27 protein-coding genes are annotated in these 23,228 nt (G+C 54.6%); 13 read left to right on the forward strand and 14 right to left on the reverse strand.

What is annotated here, in order from left to right:
• Nucleotides 1-137 precede the first annotated feature (137 nt).
• From F3J26_RS04310 to F3J26_RS04320, 3 genes are all read left to right on the forward strand, one after another.
• Nucleotides 138-1,067, forward strand: coding sequence for a tail fiber domain-containing protein (locus F3J26_RS04310; protein WP_166991780.1), 930 nt, complete (start codon nucleotides 138-140; stop codon nucleotides 1,065-1,067).
• A 106-nt stretch (nucleotides 1,068-1,173) separates the two neighbouring features.
• Entirely contained in the window at nucleotides 1,174-1,413 is a 240-nt protein-coding gene (locus tag F3J26_RS04315; protein WP_166991783.1) for a DNA polymerase V, read from the forward strand.
• Between the two features lie 2 nt (nucleotides 1,414-1,415).
• The gene (locus F3J26_RS04320; protein WP_008456757.1) at nucleotides 1,416-1,793 is read left to right on the forward strand and encodes a HumD family translesion DNA polymerase; all 378 of its coding nucleotides are present in this window, start codon (nucleotides 1,416-1,418) and stop codon (nucleotides 1,791-1,793) included.
• A gap of 95 nt (nucleotides 1,794-1,888) precedes the next feature.
• On the opposite strand, the gene F3J26_RS04325 is transcribed toward F3J26_RS04320, so the two are convergent.
• The 4 genes from F3J26_RS04325 to F3J26_RS04340 all read right to left on the reverse strand — a co-directional run bounded on the left by F3J26_RS04325 (nucleotide 1,889) and on the right by F3J26_RS04340 (nucleotide 4,651).
• Nucleotides 1,889-2,212: a DUF1493 family protein gene (locus F3J26_RS04325; RefSeq protein WP_166991786.1), complete on the reverse strand. Its 324-nt coding sequence runs from the start codon at nucleotides 2,210-2,212 to the stop codon at nucleotides 1,889-1,891.
• The gene (locus F3J26_RS04330) at nucleotides 2,209-2,649 is read right to left on the reverse strand and encodes an STM2901 family protein (protein WP_166991789.1); all 441 of its coding nucleotides are present in this window, start codon (nucleotides 2,647-2,649) and stop codon (nucleotides 2,209-2,211) included. Before F3J26_RS04330 ends, F3J26_RS04325 begins: the two co-directional genes overlap by 4 nt.
• Before the next feature lie 354 nt (nucleotides 2,650-3,003).
• A complete protein-coding gene (locus F3J26_RS04335; RefSeq protein ID WP_008456751.1) occupies nucleotides 3,004-3,243 on the reverse strand; it encodes a DinI-like family protein in 240 nt (79 codons plus the stop codon).
• A gap of 286 nt (nucleotides 3,244-3,529) precedes the next feature.
• The gene (locus tag F3J26_RS04340) at nucleotides 3,530-4,651 is read right to left on the reverse strand and encodes a tyrosine-type recombinase/integrase (protein WP_166991792.1); all 1,122 of its coding nucleotides are present in this window, start codon (nucleotides 4,649-4,651) and stop codon (nucleotides 3,530-3,532) included.
• A 329-nt stretch (nucleotides 4,652-4,980) separates the two neighbouring features.
• Between F3J26_RS04340 and F3J26_RS04345 the strand changes: the two genes are divergently transcribed.
• Nucleotides 4,981-5,259 carry a YdgH/BhsA/McbA family protein gene (locus tag F3J26_RS04345; protein WP_008453915.1) on the forward strand — a complete coding sequence of 93 codons (279 nt, stop codon included), beginning with the start codon at nucleotides 4,981-4,983 and terminating at the stop codon, nucleotides 5,257-5,259.
• A 54-nt stretch (nucleotides 5,260-5,313) separates the two neighbouring features.
• On the opposite strand, the gene cmoB is transcribed toward F3J26_RS04345, so the two are convergent.
• From cmoB to F3J26_RS04370, 5 genes are all read right to left on the reverse strand, one after another.
• The gene (gene cmoB / locus F3J26_RS04350) at nucleotides 5,314-6,285 is read right to left on the reverse strand and encodes a tRNA 5-methoxyuridine(34)/uridine 5-oxyacetic acid(34) synthase CmoB (RefSeq protein ID WP_166873000.1); all 972 of its coding nucleotides are present in this window, start codon (nucleotides 6,283-6,285) and stop codon (nucleotides 5,314-5,316) included.
• On the reverse strand, nucleotides 6,282-7,025 hold the full coding sequence (gene cmoA / locus F3J26_RS04355) for a carboxy-S-adenosyl-L-methionine synthase CmoA (RefSeq protein ID WP_166991795.1): 744 nt from the start codon (nucleotides 7,023-7,025) through the stop codon (nucleotides 6,282-6,284). Before cmoA ends, cmoB begins: the two co-directional genes overlap by 4 nt.
• A gap of 39 nt (nucleotides 7,026-7,064) precedes the next feature.
• Nucleotides 7,065-7,460 carry an MAPEG family protein gene (locus F3J26_RS04360; protein WP_008453920.1) on the reverse strand — a complete coding sequence of 132 codons (396 nt, stop codon included), beginning with the start codon at nucleotides 7,458-7,460 and terminating at the stop codon, nucleotides 7,065-7,067.
• A gap of 70 nt (nucleotides 7,461-7,530) precedes the next feature.
• Nucleotides 7,531-8,349, reverse strand: a complete 819-nt coding sequence (locus F3J26_RS04365) for a DUF72 domain-containing protein (RefSeq protein WP_166991798.1) — start codon at nucleotides 8,347-8,349, stop codon at nucleotides 7,531-7,533.
• The gene (locus F3J26_RS04370) at nucleotides 8,346-8,912 is read right to left on the reverse strand and encodes a hydrolase (RefSeq protein ID WP_008453925.1); all 567 of its coding nucleotides are present in this window, start codon (nucleotides 8,910-8,912) and stop codon (nucleotides 8,346-8,348) included. The genes F3J26_RS04365 and F3J26_RS04370 overlap by 4 nt, the downstream gene beginning before the upstream one ends.
• Nucleotides 8,913-9,180: 268 nt before the next feature.
• Between F3J26_RS04370 and aspS the strand changes: the two genes are divergently transcribed.
• The 6 genes from aspS to ruvB all read left to right on the forward strand — a co-directional run bounded on the left by aspS (nucleotide 9,181) and on the right by ruvB (nucleotide 14,435).
• A complete protein-coding gene (gene aspS, locus F3J26_RS04375) occupies nucleotides 9,181-10,953 on the forward strand; it encodes an aspartate--tRNA ligase (protein ID WP_166991801.1) in 1,773 nt (590 codons plus the stop codon).
• Nucleotides 10,953-11,396 (forward strand): dihydroneopterin triphosphate diphosphatase, encoded by a 444-nt coding sequence (gene nudB / locus F3J26_RS04380; RefSeq protein ID WP_008453929.1) that lies wholly within the window; start codon nucleotides 10,953-10,955, stop codon nucleotides 11,394-11,396. Before aspS ends, nudB begins: the two co-directional genes overlap by 1 nt.
• Nucleotides 11,397-11,419: 23 nt before the next feature.
• Nucleotides 11,420-12,160, forward strand: coding sequence for a YebC/PmpR family DNA-binding transcriptional regulator (locus tag F3J26_RS04385; protein ID WP_008453931.1), 741 nt, complete (start codon nucleotides 11,420-11,422; stop codon nucleotides 12,158-12,160).
• 40 nt (nucleotides 12,161-12,200) lie between these two features.
• A complete protein-coding gene (gene ruvC, locus F3J26_RS04390) occupies nucleotides 12,201-12,722 on the forward strand; it encodes a crossover junction endodeoxyribonuclease RuvC (RefSeq protein ID WP_008453933.1) in 522 nt (173 codons plus the stop codon).
• Between the two features lie 82 nt (nucleotides 12,723-12,804).
• Nucleotides 12,805-13,416, forward strand: a complete 612-nt coding sequence (gene ruvA, locus F3J26_RS04395; RefSeq protein WP_008453936.1) for a Holliday junction branch migration protein RuvA — start codon at nucleotides 12,805-12,807, stop codon at nucleotides 13,414-13,416.
• 8 nt (nucleotides 13,417-13,424) lie between these two features.
• On the forward strand, nucleotides 13,425-14,435 hold the full coding sequence (gene ruvB / locus F3J26_RS04400; protein ID WP_008453938.1) for a Holliday junction branch migration DNA helicase RuvB: 1,011 nt from the start codon (nucleotides 13,425-13,427) through the stop codon (nucleotides 14,433-14,435).
• Between the two features lie 55 nt (nucleotides 14,436-14,490).
• On the opposite strand, the gene znuB is transcribed toward ruvB, so the two are convergent.
• Together znuB and znuC are read right to left on the reverse strand one after the other, a co-directional pair.
• On the reverse strand, nucleotides 14,491-15,276 hold the full coding sequence (gene znuB, locus F3J26_RS04405) for a zinc ABC transporter permease subunit ZnuB (RefSeq protein ID WP_166991804.1): 786 nt from the start codon (nucleotides 15,274-15,276) through the stop codon (nucleotides 14,491-14,493).
• Entirely contained in the window at nucleotides 15,276-16,028 is a 753-nt protein-coding gene (gene znuC, locus F3J26_RS04410; protein WP_166991807.1) for a zinc ABC transporter ATP-binding protein ZnuC, read from the reverse strand. The genes znuB and znuC overlap by 1 nt, the downstream gene beginning before the upstream one ends.
• A 79-nt stretch (nucleotides 16,029-16,107) precedes the next feature.
• On the opposite strand from znuC, the gene znuA reads away from it, so the two are divergent.
• From znuA to lpxM, 3 genes are all read left to right on the forward strand, one after another.
• The gene (gene znuA / locus F3J26_RS04415; RefSeq protein ID WP_166991812.1) at nucleotides 16,108-17,052 is read left to right on the forward strand and encodes a zinc ABC transporter substrate-binding protein ZnuA; all 945 of its coding nucleotides are present in this window, start codon (nucleotides 16,108-16,110) and stop codon (nucleotides 17,050-17,052) included.
• Between the two features lie 15 nt (nucleotides 17,053-17,067).
• A complete protein-coding gene (gene mepM, locus F3J26_RS04420) occupies nucleotides 17,068-18,390 on the forward strand; it encodes a murein DD-endopeptidase MepM (protein ID WP_166991814.1) in 1,323 nt (440 codons plus the stop codon).
• Between the two features lie 123 nt (nucleotides 18,391-18,513).
• Nucleotides 18,514-19,494 (forward strand): lauroyl-Kdo(2)-lipid IV(A) myristoyltransferase, encoded by a 981-nt coding sequence (lpxM, locus tag F3J26_RS04425; RefSeq protein WP_166991817.1) that lies wholly within the window; start codon nucleotides 18,514-18,516, stop codon nucleotides 19,492-19,494.
• 54 nt (nucleotides 19,495-19,548) lie between these two features.
• On the opposite strand, the gene msrA is transcribed toward lpxM, so the two are convergent.
• The 3 genes from msrA to F3J26_RS04440 all read right to left on the reverse strand — a co-directional run bounded on the left by msrA (nucleotide 19,549) and on the right by F3J26_RS04440 (nucleotide 23,228).
• On the reverse strand, nucleotides 19,549-20,268 hold the full coding sequence (gene msrA, locus F3J26_RS04430; protein WP_008453950.1) for a peptide-methionine (S)-S-oxide reductase MsrA: 720 nt from the start codon (nucleotides 20,266-20,268) through the stop codon (nucleotides 19,549-19,551).
• Between the two features lie 15 nt (nucleotides 20,269-20,283).
• Nucleotides 20,284-22,044, reverse strand: a complete 1,761-nt coding sequence (locus tag F3J26_RS04435) for a cytochrome c biogenesis protein DipZ (protein WP_286180185.1) — start codon at nucleotides 22,042-22,044, stop codon at nucleotides 20,284-20,286.
• A 188-nt stretch (nucleotides 22,045-22,232) separates the two neighbouring features.
• A complete protein-coding gene (locus F3J26_RS04440; RefSeq protein ID WP_166991820.1) occupies nucleotides 22,233-23,228 on the reverse strand; it encodes a FecCD family ABC transporter permease in 996 nt (331 codons plus the stop codon).

Genomic DNA, 23,228 nt, shown 5'->3' on the forward strand with positions numbered 1-23,228 from the left:
TATACTCCCCGAAAGGGGGGTACAGGATAGTCCTCGGTGATGATGGATTATTCCAGATACAGGACGGGTGGGGAGTTAATAAACCAATCCCAGTGACGTCAGGCAGTACCGGTGCAACCGATGCAGGACACGCACGCATGAACCTTGGTCTGGGTGATGGCAATTTAGTGACTCATGGAGGACTACGGCTCGATACAAAAGCCAGTGCAGTGCAAAATGGCGGTGTTTTTGAGTCCCGCAGGCTGACCGATGACGGTACTGCTATTGTGTCGATGGCACGCATGTATCATGAAGTGCAAAGTGAAGCGGCAAAAGCGACAATCCACGTAACAAATGGCCGGGAAAAGCATAGATATTTTCAATTTGATGAGAATGGGCTTTTTTCCGGGGTTGATAATATCAATGTTGCAAAACAAATTTCATTCCCTGAATTAAATGATGTAGCGAGACTGGCTTTTGGTGGCGTAGTAGCAGGGGCTTCTGGGGCGATGTCGACCACTAGAGTTCAGGGTGGGTCGTGGGGTAACTGGCGTAGCATGGGCGCCGGAACAATCATACAGTCGGAGGTAACAGGCGGGGCTTCAACTGTATGGAAATCGGTCGAATGGGGCCAGGATTGGGGCTCTGGCATGAGCACCGTTATTGCAGCGGATAATAACCACGCGACGGCTCTCATTGTGGGTGGCTTCCAGTCAACGTTCTATGCAAACGGCACGGCCCAGGGTAACTGGGTAAGTGCGTCTGACCTGCGTTTAAAAGCCAATCTCAAACGCATAGAAACCCCGCTGGAAAAACTGTCATCCCTGGTCGGTTATACCTATCTCAAGCGCGGAAATTTGGTAGAAGATGAGCACTCCTATTATTCAGAGGAGGCGGGTTTAATCGCACAGGACGTTAACGAGGTGCTGCCCGAGTGCGTGTATGAGTACGGTGAAGAAAAGATGCTTGGCGTTAACTACAATGGCGTGGTCGCGCTACTTGTTAATGGCTTCAATGAACTAGCCGAGACCGTGAAGCGGCAGGGGACCCGGATAGAAGAACTCGAAGCACTGTTAGCAAAAAAATAAATTCTCCCTCCTGCCAGACCCTTAGCCGATCGTGCCTCTTCTACTGTTGATTCCTAAAAATTCCAAAATATACTGTATGTATAAACAGTATTTATTGGGGTGAAATATGCCACGTCGTGATGATATTGAAGGAGCATTTTGGAAGGCTTTGAGGATAGAGGAAAACGGCCGGCGCACGGTCACTACTGCTGACTTTGTGAAAGAGTTGAACAAAGTGAACTGGCGGTGGAGCCTGAAACAAGCGAACGACTGGATTGAGAGCTCTGTTAGCACCTTCAAAGACGTATCGACAGAAGATGGTGAAGCCAGGACATTTATGGTTTACAACCCTAACGGAGGGCTTTGATCATGGGTTTTCCATCGCCAGCTCAGGACTATGTAGAGAGCCGCATTTCTCTCGACCGCCAGCTAATCAGCAGGCCAGCTGCAACTTACTTCATGCGCGCATCGGAAACATGCCTGCGCGCCGGGATTATCAAAGGGGCTCTGCTGGTTGTCGACACGGCGGCCACGCAGTGTGATGGATCGATTCTTGCCTGCGCAATTGACGGGGAATTTCGTTTGCGCCGGCTGCGGCTCCACCCGCACAAATATCTTGAGCGGCTAGACACTGGCGCCCGGGAAAATCATGGATCAGATGATGAGCCTTTGGACGTGTTTGGCGTTGTGACGTACATCATCAACGATGCCCGACTGGAGGAATTTGACGACAACCCATGCATGTAATTCGTCGGCAGTAATTCCCCCATTTCTCCCCAACAGTTCCCCACGTAAAACTCAGGGACAAAAAACATCCGTAAGAGGCTGGTTTTAAATGATTGTTAATCGTAAAGCCAGCGACCCGCTTTGGCTGATTCAATCATCATACCGATCGTAAATAGCTCAGGATTGTGTCGATCTGATTTCAGGCGCTCGGGTAAAATACAGTTGGGCAGGAAAGGTAAAACTGTCTGAGGAAAATATCTGCGCCAATGAATATTGCTGCAATCAACGTTAAATTTGGCGGAATATTTATCCATCATATCCAGTATATCCTCTGGTACAGTTTGGTGCTTCCCGGTGCTAAGCGATGAGGATACTTGAATGCTGCTATCACCCAGCTCTGTTTTAACAAACTGCAAAACTGCCCTTTCAAGTTCAATCATATCTTGTCTCCTGGGCGAACAATCAGGTTGTAACGCTGAATACTTCTTTTGGCGATAATCATTACATCATATGCAGTGATCGCAACTCCTACCCAAGGGATCCAGCGTCCTATAAGTCCACCCAAGCTTGTTGTTTTTGCCCAACCCCCGCCAACTAATGTTTTCCATGTTGGAGAACGCCAGCGGGAATTAAGTCGATAAGAAATCATTCGTCGGAGATAGAGGGATAAAAAACTGGTTCCCGGCGTTGCGGTAAGCGGCTTTCCGGGAACATGAATGACATTCAATCCACCAAGAATAAAGGCAAATGCAACAATATCGATCCCACCGAGCTGCTTCTCTGCTTCATCTACTGTGATCCAAAAAGCCAATTCCCCACAAGGCAGATTGTGCATCCCTTTAAAGTAATAGCCCTTTATCTGTTCGATAGTATCCATACGTTCAATATCCTAAATGATTATCGTCTCAGTAAGGACATTAATCATAGAAACTGTGGACTTCAACAACCAAGCGCAGTTTCGGAAAGTGGCTTGCTCCCGCTGAATTGTATCATTGACACGATGCTCGTTTCCCTCGCCTGGCTACCGCCATAATCGCCTTTCCCGAACTCTCATACTCAGGAAGAGACAGTACCCGCCATTTACCATTCCAGAACCCAAGAACACAGCAACGATCGCCAGTGGTACCTTTAATCGCAAAGGTACGCATATCAGCAGACGGTACCGGGAGCTTTTCGCCTCGTCGCGGAAAGTAAATCCTGACGCCAGATATGATCATGTTGTCCATGCCAGTTACTCGCTAACAAGCCAGAACTCAGCTTCATCGAACATCTCTTCGACCAGACGACTCAGCTTCTCTTTCTCATTTTTCGTGCAGTCACTGTTAACAGAGCTGGATTCCATCGGTTTAACGCGCACGTCAGCTTCGGGAAAGACGCGATGCACACGCCTCGTCAGCTCAGCCAGGATGATTTCTTTTGCGCCGGGTAAACCCTCTACATTGCGTTTGTCATAGACGAGTTCAACGAACATTTTTAGTCCCTTAATTACTGTATGTGTATACAGTATTTACAGGGTAGGTTACAGTCAACACCATTCTGCAAATCATTTGCTATTCGTTGATTTTACTATGAATTTTATTGACTGATTTTATCTATTTTTATCATGCCTATTTAGATGTATTTCATTATAAAACAGCAGGTTGCATTTGAAATCACAACCTATATCTGCGTCATTAATATTGCCCTAGGCCATGAATATGAACTAGGAATATCAAGCAAGTCACACAAACCAGCCGTAAGAGGCTAGTTTTCAATTTTTATTTGGTGGGCATGAGAGGATTTGAACCTCCGACCCCCGACACCCCATGAAGGTGATCAAACTTTTGATGCAGGGTTTTGGGGAACAGCTCGGTGTAAACCTGCCATAGGGTGTTGAGCGATCGATGGCCTGTGACCTGGGCAACTTCCTCGATGCTGAACCCAGCTTCAAATAGCCGGCTTGCTCCTTCGCGTCGGAGATCGTGATAACGCAAATCCTCAATTCCCAGCTCATCCCGCACCTGCCTGTATGTCTGCGTAACACTCCGCTCTCGGAAAGGAAAAATTCTCTCATCATTTCGTGGCTGCTTCTGAATCAAATTCCATGCCTCGCCCAGAAGCGGCACCAGCATATGGTTGCCGAATTTTTTACGGGGATCCTTCCTGTCTCGCACAAGCACAGCTTTTTGCGTCTCGTCTATATCATCCCATCGAATCCTGCAAAGCTCTCCTATGCGCGCACAAGTAAGAACCGAAAGAAGATAAATTTCGTGGAATGGGGCGCCGCTGTAGGAAGTTTTCGCCTTTTCTTCTAGCCCGACCAAGATACTCTGAAATTCCTCGCGCGTTGGCCGCCGATTGCGCCGCTGTGAAGGGCCAATGATACGCAGCTGATTGAGCCAGTTCTTTGCCTCTTCTAATTCATTGAGGTTAACCTCAATACCGAACAGTGGCTTTGCAGCGTTTAATACTGAAGCGATGAATGAGATGTCGTTAGATATAGTTTTAGGGCTGCGGCCAAGGCTCTTGCGATACATGCAGTGTTCAATGAGGGCTTTTGACGTTATGCTCTTTAGCTCCACTGTTGCAACATCACTCTTGAGAATTTGCTCGAGCGTTTCACGTTTTGAGCGCTGCATCAGCACCTCGGGATGTTCAAGGTATTTTGTGATCGCATCGCCCAGGGTGACAACTTCTTTGCTTGAGGCTGAGCTATCGGGTATGCCATTCTCTTCAATGTATGCAACCCGTTTGGCACCCCATGCTTTTGCCAGGCTCTGCTTAGTGAATGTCTCGCTTTCCCTGTGAAGATATTTCCCCCCGGCCTTAACGCCGACGGTGCAGCGGTAGCGGGGGGTGCCATCCCGCCGCCGCCTTTTTTCGATAGTGTAATAAGCCATTATTCATTGCCTTCTTGGGGTGCTGTGTGGGGTGCTGATAGTGAAAAAATACCCCAGGACGAACTAAAAAGCACCATAATAATACTGGTTATGCAAACAGTATTATTTTTCAACTGGTTGAATTGATGATATTTAATGGCTAAGGCGAAATCCATATCCCCGGCGTATTGCTGGGGCTTTTTTTATTTTGTAACCAGCGATGCGTCGCGTAACCTTTCCTTCACTTTTTGTACACATTGTTTAACTTCGTTTGCCAGCCACTTACGTTACAAAACACCCTGGGGTGAATAATCCTCTCCGACAACTATCTATGTTAGAGGGAATTAAAAATGAAAAAAATAACTGCAACTGTCATCCTGGCTCTGTCATCCGTCTTCGCATCTGCCGCTTTTGCCGCACCGCTGCCCGAAGTGCTTAACAGCAGCCCGGCAGGACAGGAGCAAATTGGCGTCGTGTCCATTCGTGGCGTATCCGGCAGCACCGATGATGCCATCAACCGACTGCAGGTAAAGGCCGAGAAAATCGGCGGCAGCAAAATTAACATTACTGGCCTGGGCACGCCTGGAGACTCCAGCCTGTGGAGTGGCACCGCACAGGTTTATCGCTAAGCGATGGCGAAGATAAAAAACCCGGCAATCAGCGCCGGGTTTTTTGTTTGTGGGCTATGGCTTGCGGGCCACCAGAACGGCACGAAGCGGGGCGGGGTAACCTTCAATGGTTTTGCCACTGTCATTTGGGTCGAGGAAATCGCCCAGCGATTCGGTGATCATCCACGACGTGCGGCGCTGTTCTTCCTGCGTGGTGACGCAGTGGTCGACAATTTTTACGTCGACAAAACCGCATTTCTCCAGCCAGTTTTTCAATGCCAGCGCGGACGGGATGTAGTAAACGTTGCGCATCTGAGCATAGCGCTCGCCCGGCACTAATACCGTATTTTCATCGCCTTCCACCACCAGCGTTTCCAGCACCAGTTCGCCTTCTTTGACCAGCTGATTCTTCAGCTGCCAGAGGTGATCCAGCGGCGAGCGGCGATGGTAAAGCACGCCCATCGAGAACACGGTATCAAAGGCGTTCAGCTCTGGAAGTTGCTCAATACCAAGCGGCAGAACGTGGGCGCGCTGATCGTTCCCAAGCAGCTTACGCACCGCCTCAAACTGGCAAATAAACAGCTGCATCGGGTCAATGCCAACCGCCAGCTGCGCGCCTGCGCCAATCATGCGCCACAGGTGATAGCCGCTGCCGCAGCCCACGTCGAGAATGGTCCGCCCGGCAAGCGGCGAAATGTGCGGCAAGACGCGATCCCATTTAAGATCTGAGCGCCATTCGGTGTCGATATCTACGCCATACAGCGAGTAGGGGCCTTTGCGCCAGGGCATCAGGTTGCGGAGCAGCTTTTCTATGCCAAGCTGCTGGCCTTCGCTCAGCGGCATGGCGGACTCAGCGGTGACGCTGTGCAGGAGGTCCAGACGATGAGGCGTCATCTCCGGCAGATAGTTCACTGTGTTGTACCAGTGCTTGAACTGGCCGTGCAGGGATTCACGCTGCCAGCTGGCAATTTGCGCGGGCAGGGTTTCCAGCCACGGGGCCAGGTGGTTTTTTGCAATCAGCTGATAAAAATTACCGAAATCAATCACGCGACTTCTCCGGACTTGACGGCTACCAGAGAGCCAAAGTTAAAGCACTGGAACCACAGTTCGGCGTGCTCAAAGCCCGCCTGTTTGAGGCGTTTTTTGTGGGTTTCGACCGAGTCGGTCAGCATCACGTTTTCCAGCATGCTGCGCTTCTGGCTAATTTCCAGTTCGCTGTAGCCGTTGGCGCGCTTAAAGTCGTGGTGCATGTTAAACAGCAGCTCGCCAACTTCGGCATCTTCAAAGCTGAATTTCTCCGAAAGCACCAGTGCACCGCCCGGCCTCAGGCCCTGCCAGATTTTATTCAGCAACAGTTGACGGTCGTCGGGCTCGAGGAATTGTAGCGTGAAGTTCAGCACCACCATCGACGCATTTTCGATGGCGATATGGCGAATATCGCCTTCGATGACTTCGACGGGCGTTTGCGCTTTAAAGGCGTCAAGATGGCGGCGGCAGCGTTCGACCATGGCCGGGGAGTTGTCGACGGCAATGATTTTGCAGCCATCGTGATGAATGTTGCGTCGTACCGATAATGTTGCCGCGCCCAAAGAGCAGCCAAGGTCGTAAACCTGGCTGTGGGGCTGCACGAAGCGCTCCGCCAGCATGCCAATCATGGAGATGATATTGGAGTAACCTGGCACCGAGCGCTGGATCATATCGGGGAAGACTTCGGCTACCCGTTCATCAAAGGTCCAGTCGCCCAGTTTGGCTATCGGGGCGGAAAACAGCGTATCGCGGTCAGACATAACGTTAAATCCGGAAATTCGAAAGGGGCGTATTTTGCGTTAATGGAGCGAGAAAACCAACTCCCACGGCATATACCATAAGTTGGCCAGCACCATTAGCATCAGCGCGCACCAGGTGGCACTCATGCCGGAACGGCGCCAGCGGATCAGGCGATGATGGTATCCGTAGTAGTGCAGCAGGCGTCCGGCCAGCAGCATAATACCGCAAATATGCACCATCCAGGTTTCGGCGCCGTCCATCTCCATCAGCAGTAAAAGCAGCAGGGAAATGGGAATATATTCCACCGCATTACCGTGAATACGGATGGCGCTTTGGAGTTCACTAAAGCCGCCGTCGCCGTAGGAAACCCGGTACTGCATTCGCAGGCGAACAACGTCGAACGAAAACTTAATTAACAGCAGAGCAGCCAGCACCGCATACAGCGCGCTTACCATATTAACTCCATGTCGTAACAGTTACGGCTCACGCTATGATAGCTCGCAAGCGGAGTGCTGTCGCTAGCGCTCAGAAAAGTGTGGCCTGTTGCGGGATGGCGGGTGGAGCCCCTAATTCAGGAAAAACGTGCTGCAGCGCGGGCCATAGGGTATGAACCAGCTCCGGCGCCTGGGCAATGTCCGGGGTGTGGAGAAAAAGGTATGGCGTTGTTTTTGCCGTCCATTCAGGCAACTTTTTTAACCAGACATCAAACAGCTCGGCATTTTGCGTCATGTTGTCGCTGCCGATAAATCGCACCAGAGGATGGCTGGCCGTGACAATGGCATGCACCGGAACTTTGGGCTTTTTACGTTGGGCTTCCCGCACCGCCTCGTTGTGCGGCACGGCACTGTGAATCGGGCGGCTGTCGAGAATGGCTCGATTCACTTTCCTGTCATGCAGGCCGCGATTCAATGCCTGTTCATCCGCACCTTTGTCGAAAAAGGCCGGGTGCCGGACTTCAACGCCATAGGTGAACTCCGCGGGCAATGCATCCAGAAAATGCCACAGCGCCGGGAGGTCGCCAGGCCCGAAAGTGGCCGGCAATTGAAGCCAGTATTGGCCTATTCTGCCCGCTAGCGGCGACATGCGGTCGAAAAACTCGGCGGTGAGGTCGCCGCAGTTGCGAAGGGCGGCGGTATGGGAAATGGTGGCGGGAAATTTAAAACAGAAGCGAAAACTGTCGCCCGTCATTTCCCGCCAGCGCTGTACGATTTCCGCTTTGGGCAGAGCGTACAGCGTGGTGTTGCCTTCCACACAGTTGAAGTGGCGGGCATAATCCTCCAGCGAAGTGATGCCCAGCCGGTTCCATTTCGGGTGCTGCCACTGGGGAAGGCCGATATAAATCATAGCGAAGCAATTATCTCGTCGGTGCTGCGAATGCGGGAGATACGCGGGAAGATGAACTTCAGGCTGTGATTATGCTGCTCGGCGCTGGCGGCGCTGCAGGCATCCTCAGCCAGAACCAACGAGAACCCCATTTCCCAGGCGTTACGTGCGGTGGACTCGACGCCAATATTGGTCGAAATACCGCAAAGGACGAGGGTGTCGATACCGCGGCGGCGCAGCTGTAGCTCGAGGTCTGTGCCGTAAAACGCTCCCCACTGGCGTTTGGTGACTTCAATGTCACTGTCTTTTTTACCGAGCGCGGCCGGGTAGCTCCACCAGTTTTCAGGCAGGGCATGGCCCGGAGGTGCGGCATCAACAGGTTGTTTCAGGGCTTCTGCGTAATCGGCTGACCAGCCCACGCGCACCATCACCACCGGCGAACCGCTGGCGCGGAATTTCTCTGCCAGACGCGCGGCACGAGCCACGACGTCGCTGGCGCTGTGGGGGCCACCGGCAAACGGTAAAATGCCGTCCTGCAGGTCAATCACCACCAGGGCAGTACGAGATGCGTTGAGTTGTGTCATTGTGACTCCGGTTAACATTGGGGTTAAGGGTCAATACCTTACGCTGGAAGCCAGGTTGCTGAGTTTACAAATTTTGTTAATTTTTGTGAGAATCTGCAATACCGGCGCTGCGATTCGCGCCAGTCGGCGGTTTCGGGGTTATCGCCAGCCATTATTTCCAGTATAATAGCCCCCTTTTTTCATCCAGTTGTGACAGTCGAAATAGCTGCCACCAAAGCGCCTGCCGTCGCAGGTGGCGGGTCGCGTGCAGCTGATTAAGGGATATCTCATGCGTACAGTATATTGCGGGCAGCTCAATCAATCCCATGTGGGACAGCAAGTAACGCTTAGTGGGTGGGTCAATCGTCGCCGCGACCTCGGTAGCCTTATCTTTATTGATATGCGCGATCGTGAAGGCATCGTGCAGGTGTTTTTCGACCCGGACCGTCAGGAAGCGTTCCAGCTCGCCTCTGAACTGCGTAATGAGTTCTGTATTCAGGTTGTTGGCACCGTGCGTGCTCGCGACGAGCGCAACGTTAATAAAGATATGGCGACCGGCGAAGTGGAAGTGTTTGCCACCGAACTGACCATCATTAACCGCTCTGACGTGCTGCCGCTGGACTCCAACCACGTTAATACCGAAGAAGCGCGCCTGAAGTACCGTTACCTGGATCTCCGTCGTCCAGAAATGGCTCAGCGCCTGAAAACTCGCGCAAAAATTACCAGCTTCGTGCGCCGCTTTATGGACGACCACGGTTTCCTCGATATTGAAACCCCAATGCTGACCAAGGCTACGCCAGAAGGTGCACGTGACTATCTGGTGCCTTCCCGCGTCCATAAAGGTAAATTCTACGCGCTGCCGCAGTCTCCTCAGCTGTTCAAACAGCTGCTGATGATGTCCGGCTTTGACCGCTACTATCAGATCGTGAAATGTTTCCGCGACGAAGACCTGCGCGCCGACCGTCAGCCAGAATTTACCCAGATCGACGTTGAAACGTCCTTCATGACCGCGCCACAGGTGCGTGAAGTGATGGAAGACCTGGTGCGCAAACTGTGGATCAACACCATTAACGTTGACCTGGGCGACTTCCCGGTGATGACTTTCGCCGAAGCTGAGCGCCGCTACGGCTCCGACAAGCCGGACCTGCGTAATCCGCTGGAGCTGGTGGATGTGGCTGACCTGGTCAAAGACATAGAGTTTAAGGTCTTCTCCGGCCCGGCAAACGACGCCAAAGGCCGCGTTGCCGCACTGCGTGTGCCGGGTGGCGCACAGATCAGCCGTAAACAGATTGACGACTACGGCAAGTTCATCGAAATTTACGGCGCTCGCGGCCTGGCGTACATCAAGGTTAACGAACGTGCGAAAGGCATCGAAGGGATCACCAGCCCGGTCGCCAAGTTCCTGAACGCGGATATCGTGGAAGCTATCCTGGCTCGTACCGGCGCAGCCGACGGCGACATGATCTTCTTCGGCGCGGACAGCAAGAAAGTGGTTGCCGACGCGCTGGGCGCACTGCGTCTGAAAATCGGTAAAGATTTGCAGTTAACCGATGAGAAAAAATGGGCGCCGCTGTGGGTGGTTGACTTCCCAATGTTTGAAGATAACGGCGAAGGCGGCCTGACCGCGATGCACCACCCGTTCACCGCGCCAAAAGACATGACGCCGGAAGAACTGGCGGCTCAGCCGGAAACCGCGATTGCCAACGCCTACGACATGGTTATCAACGGCTACGAAGTGGGCGGTGGCTCCGTGCGTATTCACAACGGCCAGATGCAGCAGACCGTGTTCGGCATTCTGGGCATTAACGAGCAGGAACAGCGCGAGAAATTCGGCTTCCTGCTGGACGCGCTGAAGTACGGTACGCCGCCTCATGCGGGCCTGGCGTTTGGTCTGGATCGCCTGACCATGCTGCTGACCGGCACCGACAACATCCGTGACGTTATCGCCTTCCCGAAAACCACGGCTGCCGCCTGTCTGATGACCGAAGCGCCAAGCTTCGCTAACCCGGCTTCGCTTGCCGAGCTGGGGATTGAAGTCATCAAAAAGGCAGAGAAAAACTGATGCCTTATAAGCGTCCCGTTTCGGTTCTGGTGGTCATTTACGCAGAAGATACGAAGCGGGTGCTGATGTTACAGCGGCGCGACGATCCTGATTTTTGGCAGTCGGTCACCGGCAGCCTTGAAGAAGGGGAAAGCGCGCTGCATGCCGCCCGGCGTGAAGTAAAGGAAGAGGTCGCTATCGACGTGCTCAATGAGCCGCTGCCGTTAGTTGACTGCCAGCGCCGGGTGGAGTTTGAGATATTTACTCATTTGCGTCATCGCTATGCGCCGGGGATCACGCGCAATACGGAATCGTGGTTCTGTCTTGCGCTGCCTCATGAACGCCAGATTACGATTACCGAACATCTGGCCTGGAAATGGGTGCCCGCCGAAGAGGCGGCCCTGATGACCAAGTCATGGAGCAACCGGCAGGCGATTGAAGAGTTTGTAATTGATGCCGCCTGATACAGGCGCTTTTGGAGATTGTTATGGCAGGTCATAGTAAGTGGGCCAACACGAAACACCGCAAAGCGGCACAGGATGCCAAGCGCGGTAAGATTTTCACCAAAATTATTCGCGAGCTGGTAACGGCTGCCCGTCTGGGCGGCGGTGATGCAGGGTCTAACCCGCGTCTGCGCGCAGCTATCGATAAAGCGCTGTCGAACAACATGACGCGCGACACCCTGAACCGTGCGATTGCACGCGGCGTGGGCGGCGATGATGATGCGAACATGGAAACCATCATTTATGAAGGTTACGGCCCTGGCGGCTCTGCCGTGATGGTGGAATGCCTGAGCGACAACCGTAACCGTACCGTTGCCGAAGTGCGTCATGCGTTCAACAAATGCGGCGGGAATCTGGGCACCGACGGCTCCGTTGCTTATTTGTTCACCAAGAAAGGGGTTATCTCCTTCGAAGCAGGTGACGAAGATCAGATTATGGAAGCTGCGCTGGAAGCGGGTGCTGAAGACGTCGTAACCTTCGACGACGGCGCTATCGACGTTTACACCGCATGGGAAGAGATGGGCGCGGTGAAAGATGCGCTGGAAGCAGCGGGCCTGAAGGCGGACAACGCAGAAGTTTCCATGATCCCTTCCACCAAAGCAGACATGGATGCGGATACCGCGCCTAAGCTGATGCGTCTGATCGACATGCTGGAAGATTGTGACGACGTGCAGGAGGTTTACCACAACGGTGAGATCTCCGACGAGGTGGCGGCTACCCTTTAATGGCGCAGCCAATATCTGACCTGTACTCAGGAGACGCGTGATGGCGATTATTCTCGGCATCGACCCGGGATCGCGCGTCACCGGTTACGGCGTTATCCGCCAGACCGGGCGGCAGTTGACCTATCTGGGCAGCGGCTGTATCCGAACGCAGGTTGCCGACTTGCCCTCGCGTCTGAAGCTTATCTACGCGGGGGTGAGCGAAATCATTACCCAGTTCCAGCCCGAGTATTTTGCCATCGAGCAGGTGTTTATGGCGAAAAATGCGGATTCCGCGCTTAAGCTGGGGCAGGCGCGCGGCGCGGCCATTGTCGCAGCGGTGAATGCTGATCTACCGGTGTTTGAGTACGCGGCACGTCAGGTAAAGCAAACCGTGGTGGGCATAGGCAGCGCGGAGAAAAGCCAGGTGCAGCACATGGTGCGCACGCTGCTTAAGCTCCCGGCCAACCCGCAGGCGGATGCGGCGGATGCGTTGGCTATAGCCATTACGCATTGCCATGTGACGCAAAACTCGGTCCAGATGAGCGAATCGCGGCTTAATTTGGCGCGAGGGCGATTAAAATAATTAAGGCTGGATATCTATCCAGCCTTTTTTATATCATAGCGTTACTTTTTCGCGCATCAACGTAAATACGCAGGAGCACATTGTGATAGGTCGACTCAGAGGCATCGTTCTGGAAAAGCAGCCCCCATTGGTATTGCTGGAAACCAACGGCGTGGGTTACGAAGTGTATATGCCGATGACCTGCTTCTATGAGCTGCCGGACATTGGCAAAGAGGCGGTGGTGTTCACTCAGTTCGTGGTGCGTGAAGACGCTCAGCTGCTTTACGGGTTTAACAATAAGCAGGAACGGACGCTGTTTCGCGAGCTGATTAAAGTGAACGGCGTGGGGCCAAAACTGGCGCTGGCTATTCTCTCCGGGATGTCGGCTCAGCAGTTCGTGAATGCCGTCGAGCGCGAAGAAATTGGCTCCCTTATCAAGCTGCCGGGCGTGGGTAAGAAAACCGCCGAGCGCCTGATTGTGGAGATGAAAGACCGCTTCAAAGGTATGCATGGCGACCTGTTTACCCCTGCAGCCGATCTGGTGCTAACCTCGCCGGATAACGGCCAGGCCGACGATGCCGAGCAGGAAGCCGTTGCTGCCCTCGTTTCTCTGGGCTATAAACCACAGGAAGCCAGCCGCATGGTCAGCAAAGTGGGCCGTGCCGGTGCCGACAGCGAAACCCTGATCCGCGAAGCGCTCCGCGCGGCGCTATGAGGTAGAGGATGATTGAAGCAGACCGCCTGGTATCCCCAGGAAATATCACCCAGGACGAGTTAATCGATCGTGCCATTCGCCCGAAGCTGCTCGAAGAGTATGTCGGGCAGCCGCACGTGCGCTCGCAGATGGAAATCTTCATTCAGGCGGCCAAGCTGCGCGGCGATGCGCTCGATCATCTGCTGATTTTTGGCCCACCGGGGCTGGGGAAAACCACCCTGGCTAACATCGTGGCCAACGAGATGGGCGTGAATTTGCGAACCACCTCCGGCCCGGTGCTGGAGAAAGCTGGCGATCTGGCGGCAATGCTAACCAATCTTGAGCCTCACGACGTACTGTTTATCGATGAGATCCACCGCCTTTCTCCGGTGGTGGAAGAGGTGCTGTATCCGGCGATGGAAGACTATCAGCTGGATATCATGATTGGCGAAGGCCCGGCTGCACGTTCGATTAAAATCGATCTCCCTCCGTTCACTCTGATTGGCGCGACCACCCGCGCGGGCTCCCTGACTTCGCCCTTGCGCGACCGTTTCGGGATTGTGCAGCGGCTGGAGTTTTATCAGGTGGCCGACCTGCAGCATATTGTCGGGCGCAGCGCCAGCGTGCTTGGGCTGGAGATGAGCGATGATGGTGCTCTGGAAGTTGCCCGCCGCGCTCGCGGTACGCCGCGTATTGCCAACCGCTTACTTCGCCGCGTTCGCGACTTTGCCGAAGTAAAGCATGACGGGGCGATTACTGCCGAAGTAGCAGCGCAGGCGCTGGACATGCTGAATGTGGATAGCGAAGGGTTTGATTACATGGACCGCAAGCTGTTGCTGGCGGTGATCGACAAGTTCCTCGGCGGCCCGGTTGGGCTGGATAACCTTGCCGCCGCTATCGGCGAAGAGCGAGAAACCATTGAGGACGTGCTGGAGCCGTTCCTGATTCAGCAGGGCTTTCTGCAGCGAACGCCGCGCGGGCGTATTGCCACGCCGCGGGCCTGGACGCACTTTGGGATTGTGCCTCCGGCTCAGCCGTAAATATTCCGCAATAAAAAAGGCGCCTCAGGGCGCCTTTTTCGTGTCTACGTGAGGTTTAAGCCGGCTGCTTTTTAGCCATGCTAAGAATAAACAGCACGGCGGCGGCCAGCACTACGGATGGACCTGCCGGAGTGTCGTAAAGTGCCGAGAAAGCCAGCCCGCCGGTGACGGCAATCATACCGATGAGAACCGCAAAGCCCGCCATTTGTTCAGGCGTTCGGGCGAAGCGTCGTGCGGTTGCGGCCGGTATAATCAGCAGTGAGGTAATGATGAGCGCCCCGACGAATTTCATTGCAACACCGATGGTGAGGGCGGTCACCAGCATCAACAGCATTTTCACTCGCTGAAGATTGACGCCGTCCACGTGGGCAAGGTCCGGGCTGATGGTCATCGCCAGCAGGCTACGCCACTGCCAGGCCAGTACGCCAAGCACGACGGCCACGCCAGCGGCAATGGAGATAATGTCCGACGGCGTGACTGACAGTAAATCGCCGAAAAGGTAAGCCATGAGATCGACGCGGACGTTAGACATCAGGCTGACCACCACCAGACCGAGCGACAGGGCGCTGTGCGCCATAATACCCAGCAGAGTATCAATGGCGAGGTGAGGGCGTTTCTCCAGCCAGACCAGGCCAATAGCAAGTAACAACGTCACTGCGATAACGGCATAAAATGGGTTCACATTGAGCAGCAGACCAAACGCGACGCCCAGCAATGAGGCGTGAGCCAGCGTATCGCCAAAATAAGACATCCGACGCCAGACCACAAAAGAGCCCAGCGGCCCTGCCGCACAGGCGAGCAAAATCCCGGCCAGCCAGCCGGGCAACAATAATTCAAGCATTACTGTCCATTCCCTCTGCGCAGAACGATGCGACCCTGCAGATCGTGACGGTGGTTATGATGGTGGCGATAAATGCCCAGTTGTTCGGCACCGATGGGCCCAAACATCGAGATAAACTCAGGATGGGTGGAGACGACTTCTGGCGTACCGGAGCAGCAAATATGGTGGTTCAGGCACAGCACCTCATCGGTTTTGGCCATGACGAGGTGCAGGTCATGAGAAACCATCAGCACCGCGCAGTTCAGCTCATGGCGAAGCTGGTCAATCAGATTATAAAGCGCGAGCTGGCCGTTGACGTCCACGCCCTGGGTGGGTTCATCCAGTACCAGCAGGTGAGGCTCATTCAACAACGCTCGCGCCAGCAGAACGCGTTGGTTTTCACCGCCAGAGAGCTTCTGCATTGGCGCATCTATCAAATGAGCAGCCTGCACGCGTTTAAGTGCCGGGAGAATGTCGGCTTTTTTCACTCCCGGACGCAGACGCAGGAAACGACTAACCGAGAGCGGCAGCGTGGCGTCCAAATGAAGTTTTTGCGGCACGTAGCCAATGCGCAGATGCTGGTCGCGCTTGATGACACCCTGATCGGGTGTAACCAGCCCAAGCACGACACGCACTAAGGTGGATTTACCGGCACCGTTAGGCCCCAGCAACGTAAGAATACGGCCGGGCTTTAGCGCAAGTGAGATATCAGCCAGCACGCGTCGCTGGCCAAAAGAGACCGAGATATTTTCCAGTTCAACCAAATTTGTCATGACAATTTCAGGGGTTGCATAAGTTAGCGGATGTTATAATATCACAATTATTCTGATTTCCACGATGATAAGTTGCATTATGTTACATAAAAAGACACTTCTTTTCGCTGCATTTTCCGCTGCCCTCTGGGGCTTTGCCGTCACCAACACCAACGCCGCCGTTGTGGTGTCCATCAAGCCTCTGGGCTTTATCGCTTCAGCCATTGCCGACGGGGTGACTGGCACAGAAGTATTACTGCCTGATGGCGCCTCTGAGCACGACTATGCACTTCGTCCGTCCGATGTAAAACGCTTACAGGGCGCGGACTTAGTTGTATGGGTTGGGCCAGAAATGGAAGCTTTCATGCAGAAGTCTGTGCGTCAGCTTCCCGAGCAAAAACAGCTTGAGCTGGCGGCGCTTGCCGGCGTGAAACCGCTGCTCATGAAAGGCGGTGACGACGACGACCATGAGCACGGCGATGAACATGGCCATGGCGCAAAGAGTGACGCAGATCACCATCACGGTGAATACAACTTGCACATTTGGCTCTCCCCAGAAGTAGCGCGGCTGTCGGCGGTTGCAATCCACGATAAATTAGTGGAACTTATGCCCGAAAATCGAGCCAAACTTGACGCCAACCTGAAAGATTTCGAGTCAGGCTTAGCCGACGCCGATAAACAGGTGGGTTCCGTGCTGGCACCGCTGAAAGGAAAAGGGTATTTCGTTTTTCATGACGCCTATGGCTACTTTGAAAAACAGTACGGTTTAACGCCGCTTGGCCACTTTACCGTTAACCCTGAAATACAGCCTGGTGCGCAGCGTTTACATGAAATCAGAACACAGTTGGTTGAGCATAAAGCGGTTTGCGTTTTTGCTGAGCCACAATTCAGGCCAGCGGTAATTAACGCCGTTGCCAGAGGCACTAACGTTCGCTCCGGCACCTTAGATCCTCTGGGAATTGAAGTCGCATTGGGTAAAAACAGCTATATGCAGTTTATGACCGGACTTGCGAACCAGTATGCGAGCTGCCTGAAAGGAGATTAACGAGGAAGTGAATACGTGCAACAGATAGCCCGCTCTGTCGCCATGGCATTTGACAATTTATCACGGCCCCATCGCGTTATGCTGGGGTCGCTTACGGTTCTCACTCTGGCGGTCGCGGTATGGCGACCGTCAATTTACCATCCGCAGTCCAGTCCGATAATCAAGACCATCGAACTTCAAAAAAGCGAAATACATTCGCTGCTGCCGGAAGCCAGCGAACCCCTCGACCAGTCCCCGGACGCCGAAGATGACACCCTGCCTCAGGATGAGCTGGATGATAAAACCTCCGGCGAAGCGGGCGTTCATGAATATGTCGTCTCCACAGGCGATACGCTAAGCAGCATTCTGAATCAGTACGGCATCGATATGGGCGACATCAGCCAGCTCGCTTCCGCTGATAAAGACCTGCGAAACATGAAAATTGGTCAGCAGCTTTCCTGGACGCTTAACGCAGACGGCGATTTGCAGCGTCTGACCTGGGAAATGTCGCGCCGTGAAACGCGCACTTACGATCGCACTGATAACGGTTTCAAAATGAGCAGCGAAACCCAGCAGGGCGATTGGGTTAACAGCGTGCTGAAGGGCACGGTGGGGGCAAGTTTTGTTTCCAGCGCACGTGATGCCGGTTTGACTAGCGCAGAAATTAGTTCTGTTATCAAAGCCATGCAGTGGCAGATGGACTTCCGCAAGCTGAAGAAGGGCGATGAATTCTCCGTGTTGATGTCCCGCGAAATGCTGGACGGCAAGCGTGAGCAGAGCCAACTGGTCGGCGTGCGCCTGCGCAGTGACGGAAAAGATTATTACGCTATCCGCGCGGAAGACGGCAAGTTTTACGACCGTAACGGGTCGGGCCTGGCCAAAGGCTTTATGCGTTTCCCAACCGTGAAGCAGTTCCGCGTTTCCTCTAACTTCAACCCTCGTCGTCTTAACCCGGTGACCGGCCGCGTCGCGCCGCACAAAGGCGTTGATTTTGCGATGCCACAGGGAACACCTGTACTGGCTGTCGGGGATGGTGAAGTGGTAATGGCGAAGCGCAGCGGGGCCGCAGGTTACTTTGTGGCTATCCGCCATGGCCGGACTTATACCACCCGTTACATGCACCTTAAGAAGCTGCTGGTGAAACCTGGACAGAAAGTGAAGCGCGGTGACCGTATTGCACTGTCTGGCAATACCGGGCGTTCTACCGGCCCGCATCTGCATTACGAAGTGTGGATCAACCAGCAGGCGGTTAACCCGCTGACGGCCAAGCTGCCGCGTTCTGAGGGCCTGACCGGCTCCGATCGCAGTGATTTCCTGGCGCAGGTTAAAGACGTACTGCCGCAGCTGCGCATCGACTGATTTTTCCCTTTGACGAAAAGCCGGTTCTTGTAACCGGCTTTTTCTTTTGTCTGCTGGCCGCAGCCCCGCTAAAATAACGATAAATTTGTCTCGCCAGACTGCTGGCGAACTACTGAGAGCCGCATGGAAAAAGCAAAAAAAAACCACAGTGAGTTTATCCCTGAATTTCAAAAAGCCTTTTTGCACCCGCGTTACTGGGGCGCATGGCTTGGCGTTGGCGCTTTTGTCGGGCTGGCGCTTCTTCCTCCGGGACTCCGGGATCCTTTGCTGGGGAAAATTGGGCGCTTAGCGGGGCGTCTGGGAAAAAGCGCCAGACGCCGGGCACAAATTAACCTGCTTTACTGCTTCCCGGATTTACCGGAAGCCGAGCGTGAATCAATCATCGATCGCATGTTCGCCACGGCGCCGCAGGCGATGGTGCTAATGGCGGAATTGGGGCTGCGTGACCCGAAAAAGGTCATGGCTCGAGTGGACTGGCACGGCAAAGAGATAGTGGACGAGATCCGGGCGAAAGGGGAGAACGTGATTTTCCTCGTGCCGCACGGCTGGGCCGTCGATATTCCGGCCATGCTGATGGCCTCTGAAGGCCAGAAAATGGCGGCGATGTTCCACAACCAGGGCAACCAGCTGTTTGACTATGTCTGGAATACGGTGCGCCGTCGCTTTGGCGGTCGGATGCATGCCCGCAACGACGGGATCAAACCGTTTATCAGTTCCGTTCGCCAGGGCTATTGGGGTTACTATCTTCCCGATCAGGATCATGGCCCAGAACACAGCGAATTTGTCGATTTCTTTGCGACCTACAAAGCAACTCTCCCGGCCATTGGGCGCCTGATGAAAGTGTGTCGTGCCCGCGTGATCCCGCTGTTCCCGGTTTATAACAGCGACACTCACCGGCTGGATATTTTTATCCGCCCGCCGATGGATGATCTGCTCGAGGCCGATGACCATACCATCGCCCGCCGGATGAACGAAGAGGTGGAATTGCTGGTGGGCCCGCATCCGGAGCAATATACCTGGATCCTCAAGCTCCTGAAGACCCGTAAAGAGGGCGAGATAGAGCCTTACTGCCGGGATGAGCTGTACCCGAAAAAGAAAAAATAGCGCATATTGCGTAATGGAAAACCGCGCCACTGTCTTTCACGGGCGCGGTTTTTTTCACCCTTTCACCAGCACCGGATCGTTGTTCCACAGCGCCGGGAAGAGCTGTTTAAGCTGTTCGACTTTCGGGATGTCGTTGATCGCGATGTAAGGGTAGCTTGGGTTGTCGTGCAGGAAATTCTGGTGATATTTCTCTGCCGGGTAGAACTGCGCATGTTCTTCAATCGTGGTGACCAGCGGCGCACTAAACCTATGGCTGGCGTTAAGCTGCGTGATATACGCTTTGGCCACCTTCGCCTGTGATTCGCTGAGCGGAAAAACGGTAGAACGGTATTGCGTTCCGTAATCCGGCCCCTGGCGGTTTAGCTCCGTGGGGTTGTGCGCGACGGAAAAGAAGACCTGTAATAGCTGACCATAGGTCACTTTGGCTGGATCAAAGATAACCTGCACGGATTCGGCGTGCCCGGTCATCCCCATGCTGACCGTCTCATAATTCGCCGTCCGTGCTTTACCGCCCGTATAGCCAGATATTGCGCTGGTCACGCCTTTAACATGCTGAAAGACGCCCTGAACGCCCCAGAAACACCCCCCGGCAAAGACGGCGGTTTCAAGATGTTGGCCCGTGGGAGACTCATCCTGCAGTGGTGCAGGGATCGCCACCGCACGTTCGGGTTCGGACCAGGCCGTATTCTGAAAGACAAGTGCAGCAACGATAAGTGCAGGCGCGCTGAACAACGCTACCCGGCGTTTGGTGGATGAAAAGAGTGTCGGTTTCATCGTAATGCTCCCCGGTTAACCGAACGTGAAGGCATAGGCGTTCACGCCCGGATCTTCAAATTCAATACTGAACGTGTGTTCGCCGCTGCCGCTCGACTGGCGAATCAGCTGGTAAAGGCGCTGTTCCGTCACCGTGCCGCTGCCGTCCGGGGCAACATCTGAACCGTGAACGCTGCCGGGCGCCTGGTCGTCGATTGTGACTTTAAAACGCACCGGCTTGCCTGCTGTGCCAGGGCCGAGAACGAGGTGCAGATCGCGAGCATGAAACTGGTAAACAATGCGGCCATTCGGGCGATTAAGCGTGATGTTCTCCCCGCCGATGGTCCAGTTACCTTCGAGTCCCCAGCTGTCCAGCGGCAGTGCGGAAGGCTTTTTGTAGTCTGCCGGTTTATCTCCGGTGACTTCGCCAGAGGCAAAGTTCTGCGCCCGCATATAGCCGAGGTAGGTTTCTGGAGAGATGTCATTCTGGCCGCTGGCCGCCTGCTCTACGCCGCTGGCAGAAACGGTGCTGATGCCGCTGTTAACATTTTTAGCGCCTGCCTGGCGCAGCAGCTCCTGAATAACGCGTTCAGATTGCGCATAGTCGCCTTCGCCAAAGTGCTCGTAGCGAATATGGCCGCTGGCATCAATAAAGTAGTGCGCTGGCCAGTACTGGTTATTGAACGCCCGCCAGATACTGTAATCGTTATCAATGGCGATGGGATAAGTGACGCCCAGTTTCTTCGCTTCTTTGGTCACGTTATTGACGTCACGCTCAAAAGCGAACTCCGGCGCGTGGACGCCAATCACCACCAGGCCCTGGTCGCGGTATTTTTCGGCCCAGGCTTTCACATACGGTAAAGAACGCAGGCAGTTAATGCAGGAGTAAGTCCAGAAATCGACGAGGACGACTTTGCCTTTCAGCGATTCAGCAGTCAGTGGTGGCGAGTTTAGCCACTGCGTCGCACCGCTCAGCGAAGGCATCACGCCAGCATCGGTCAACGTTGGAATGGTGTCGTCATCTGACGTTTTCACCACGGAGGCTGGCGTGGGGGCATTGGCCGTAGTGCTGTCCGGGGAGAGGCGTTTCACCAGCGCTTGTTCGATGCCGCCGGTTGACGCTGTAGAAAGTCGGGCCAGGACGCCGGTATCTAAGCCAAAAGAAATGGCGACGACGCCCAGTAACATCCCTGCGCCCAGAATTCGACGGATCCATTCCCCTACGCCCAGAGAGCGTTTCATGGCGCTGAATACTTTGCCACCGATCAAAAGCGCCAGCGCCAGCGAGGTGGCCGCACCTGCGGCATAAGACAACAGCAACAGCGTAGAGCCTACATTTGCCCCCTGCAGGGCCGCACCGGTCAGCACCAGTCCCAGAATGGGACCTGCGCAAGGCGCCCAAAGCAGCCCGGTTGCAATACCTAGTAAAAATGAAGCGCCTGGACCCGCTGGCTGGCCCGGAGCCACGCGGTTAGACAGCGAGTTACCCGCGTTAACCAGAGGGTGCATGACGCGCTCAGCCAGGCGAGGGAATAGCAGCGTGATACCAAACACTGCCATCAACACTAATGCCACGCCGCGGCCATATTGGTTGGCCGCGACGACCCAGCCGCCGCCGACGGCTGCCAGAGTTGCGAATAACGTGAACGTTATCGCCATGCCCGCCAGAAGCGGCAGCCCTGTGCGGACAAACGGCTGGTCGGATCGTGCAAAAACAAACGGCAGTACCGGCAGGATACAAGGGCTGGCGATGGTTAACAGGCCGCCCAGATAAGCAAGAATAATGACCAGCATCATGATGTTCCTGTATCAGAGTGAGAACGGAGAGCCGGGCGGAAAGACGGGGCTCCTCATGTATTTATGCCTGCACTTTATAAAAAGAATACTTACTAAATCCTCCTCAAGAGTTAACAATTTCGTGATAACTCTCGAGGCGGCGGGAGGGCAAGAGCCTGTTCGTGCGAAACGGCCTGGGGGCGGAGGGGTCAGGGTTGTGGGCGGTGGCGCAGGGCGAGAAGAAACACCGGCACGCCGATCAGCGCCGTGATGACGCCAGGAGGCAGTTCCCTCGGAGCAAATAGCGTGCGCGCAAGCGTGTCGGAAGCCAGCGTCAGCAGCGCGCCGAAGAACACGCTGGCGGGTAAAACCCACTGGTGGCGATGGCCGAACATCAGCTTTGCCAGGTGTGGAACGGTCAGACCGACAAAGCCGATCGCCCCACAAAAGGCGACCATCGTGGCGGTTAATATCGTCATGGAGAGGTAGAGCCACATTTGCAGCGCGGCTACGTTAACGCCCAGCCCCTGAGCGGCAACATTACCCAGCGCCATGACGTTTAGCGTCGGGGATAGCGCCAGACAAAATGTGCCGATAACAAACAGCGCGCCGCTGCAAATCGCGACCTGCTGCCAGGTGGCCTGACCAAACGCGCCAAGCAGCCAGAAGGTAAAGCCACGTGAGGTGGTGGCGTCCGTTTGCCAGAAAACAATCAGCGAGGTGAAGGCGCTCAGTAACTGCCCCACGGCCACGCCCGATAGCATAAATCGCGCTGGCTGCGTCACGGCCCGGCCAGCCATTAGCACAACCAGAGCGAATGCGGTCAGCGCCCCGATAAACGCGCCGGAGGGCATGGCTATGAGCAGCGGCTGGACGCCGAGCGCAATAATGAGCACGGCGCCCAGACCGGCGCCGGAAGAGATGCCGAGCAGCCACGGGTCAGCCAGCGGGTTACGGGTTAATGTCTGTAGCACGGCGCCAGCCAGCGCCAGCCCACCGCCGCAGGCCATCGCCAGCAGCGCCCTGGGCAGTCGCAGCGACCAGACGATTTTCTGATACAGGGCCAGCACGGGATCCTCTGCGGGACGCGGATTCAGGAGCTGAATCACTTCGCTTAAGGATAATGTGACTGCCCCGTAGCGCAGGCTATAAATCAATCCCAGCAAAGTGACGATGGCACACAGCAGCAGGCGCAACGGCTTCAC

The sequence above is a fragment of the Enterobacter sp. Ap-867 genome (assembly GCF_011752855.1).
Taxonomy (GTDB): domain Bacteria; phylum Pseudomonadota; class Gammaproteobacteria; order Enterobacterales; family Enterobacteriaceae; genus Cedecea.

Coding starts and splice junctions, on each gene's coding strand:
- F3J26_RS04345 (WP_008453915.1), top strand. CDS start 4,981: ATGAAAAAAATAACTGCAACTGTCATCCTGGCTCTGTCATCCGTCTTC.
- lpxM (WP_166991817.1), top strand. CDS start 18,514: ATGGAAAAAGCAAAAAAAAACCACAGTGAGTTTATCCCTGAATTTCAA.
- ruvB (WP_008453938.1), top strand. CDS start 13,425: ATGATTGAAGCAGACCGCCTGGTATCCCCAGGAAATATCACCCAGGAC.
- cmoA (WP_166991795.1), bottom strand. CDS start 7,025: ATGTCTGACCGCGATACGCTGTTTTCCGCCCCGATAGCCAAACTGGGC.
- F3J26_RS04385 (WP_008453931.1), top strand. CDS start 11,420: ATGGCAGGTCATAGTAAGTGGGCCAACACGAAACACCGCAAAGCGGCA.
- znuC (WP_166991807.1), bottom strand. CDS start 16,028: ATGACAAATTTGGTTGAACTGGAAAATATCTCGGTCTCTTTTGGCCAG.
- nudB (WP_008453929.1), top strand. CDS start 10,953: ATGCCTTATAAGCGTCCCGTTTCGGTTCTGGTGGTCATTTACGCAGAA.
- F3J26_RS04320 (WP_008456757.1), top strand. CDS start 1,416: ATGGGTTTTCCATCGCCAGCTCAGGACTATGTAGAGAGCCGCATTTCT.
- msrA (WP_008453950.1), bottom strand. CDS start 20,268: ATGAAACCGACACTCTTTTCATCCACCAAACGCCGGGTAGCGTTGTTC.
- F3J26_RS04325 (WP_166991786.1), bottom strand. CDS start 2,212: ATGATTGAACTTGAAAGGGCAGTTTTGCAGTTTGTTAAAACAGAGCTG.
- znuB (WP_166991804.1), bottom strand. CDS start 15,276: ATGCTTGAATTATTGTTGCCCGGCTGGCTGGCCGGGATTTTGCTCGCC.
- aspS (WP_166991801.1), top strand. CDS start 9,181: ATGCGTACAGTATATTGCGGGCAGCTCAATCAATCCCATGTGGGACAG.
- F3J26_RS04330 (WP_166991789.1), bottom strand. CDS start 2,649: ATGGATACTATCGAACAGATAAAGGGCTATTACTTTAAAGGGATGCAC.
- F3J26_RS04310 (WP_166991780.1), top strand. CDS start 138: ATGAACCTTGGTCTGGGTGATGGCAATTTAGTGACTCATGGAGGACTA.
- ruvC (WP_008453933.1), top strand. CDS start 12,201: ATGGCGATTATTCTCGGCATCGACCCGGGATCGCGCGTCACCGGTTAC.
- F3J26_RS04370 (WP_008453925.1), bottom strand. CDS start 8,912: ATGACACAACTCAACGCATCTCGTACTGCCCTGGTGGTGATTGACCTG.
- F3J26_RS04365 (WP_166991798.1), bottom strand. CDS start 8,349: ATGATTTATATCGGCCTTCCCCAGTGGCAGCACCCGAAATGGAACCGG.
- F3J26_RS04360 (WP_008453920.1), bottom strand. CDS start 7,460: ATGGTAAGCGCGCTGTATGCGGTGCTGGCTGCTCTGCTGTTAATTAAG.
- F3J26_RS04340 (WP_166991792.1), bottom strand. CDS start 4,651: ATGGCTTATTACACTATCGAAAAAAGGCGGCGGCGGGATGGCACCCCC.
- F3J26_RS04315 (WP_166991783.1), top strand. CDS start 1,174: ATGCCACGTCGTGATGATATTGAAGGAGCATTTTGGAAGGCTTTGAGG.
- F3J26_RS04435 (WP_286180185.1), bottom strand. CDS start 22,044: ATGATGCTGGTCATTATTCTTGCTTATCTGGGCGGCCTGTTAACCATC.
- F3J26_RS04335 (WP_008456751.1), bottom strand. CDS start 3,243: ATGTTCGTTGAACTCGTCTATGACAAACGCAATGTAGAGGGTTTACCC.
- znuA (WP_166991812.1), top strand. CDS start 16,108: ATGTTACATAAAAAGACACTTCTTTTCGCTGCATTTTCCGCTGCCCTC.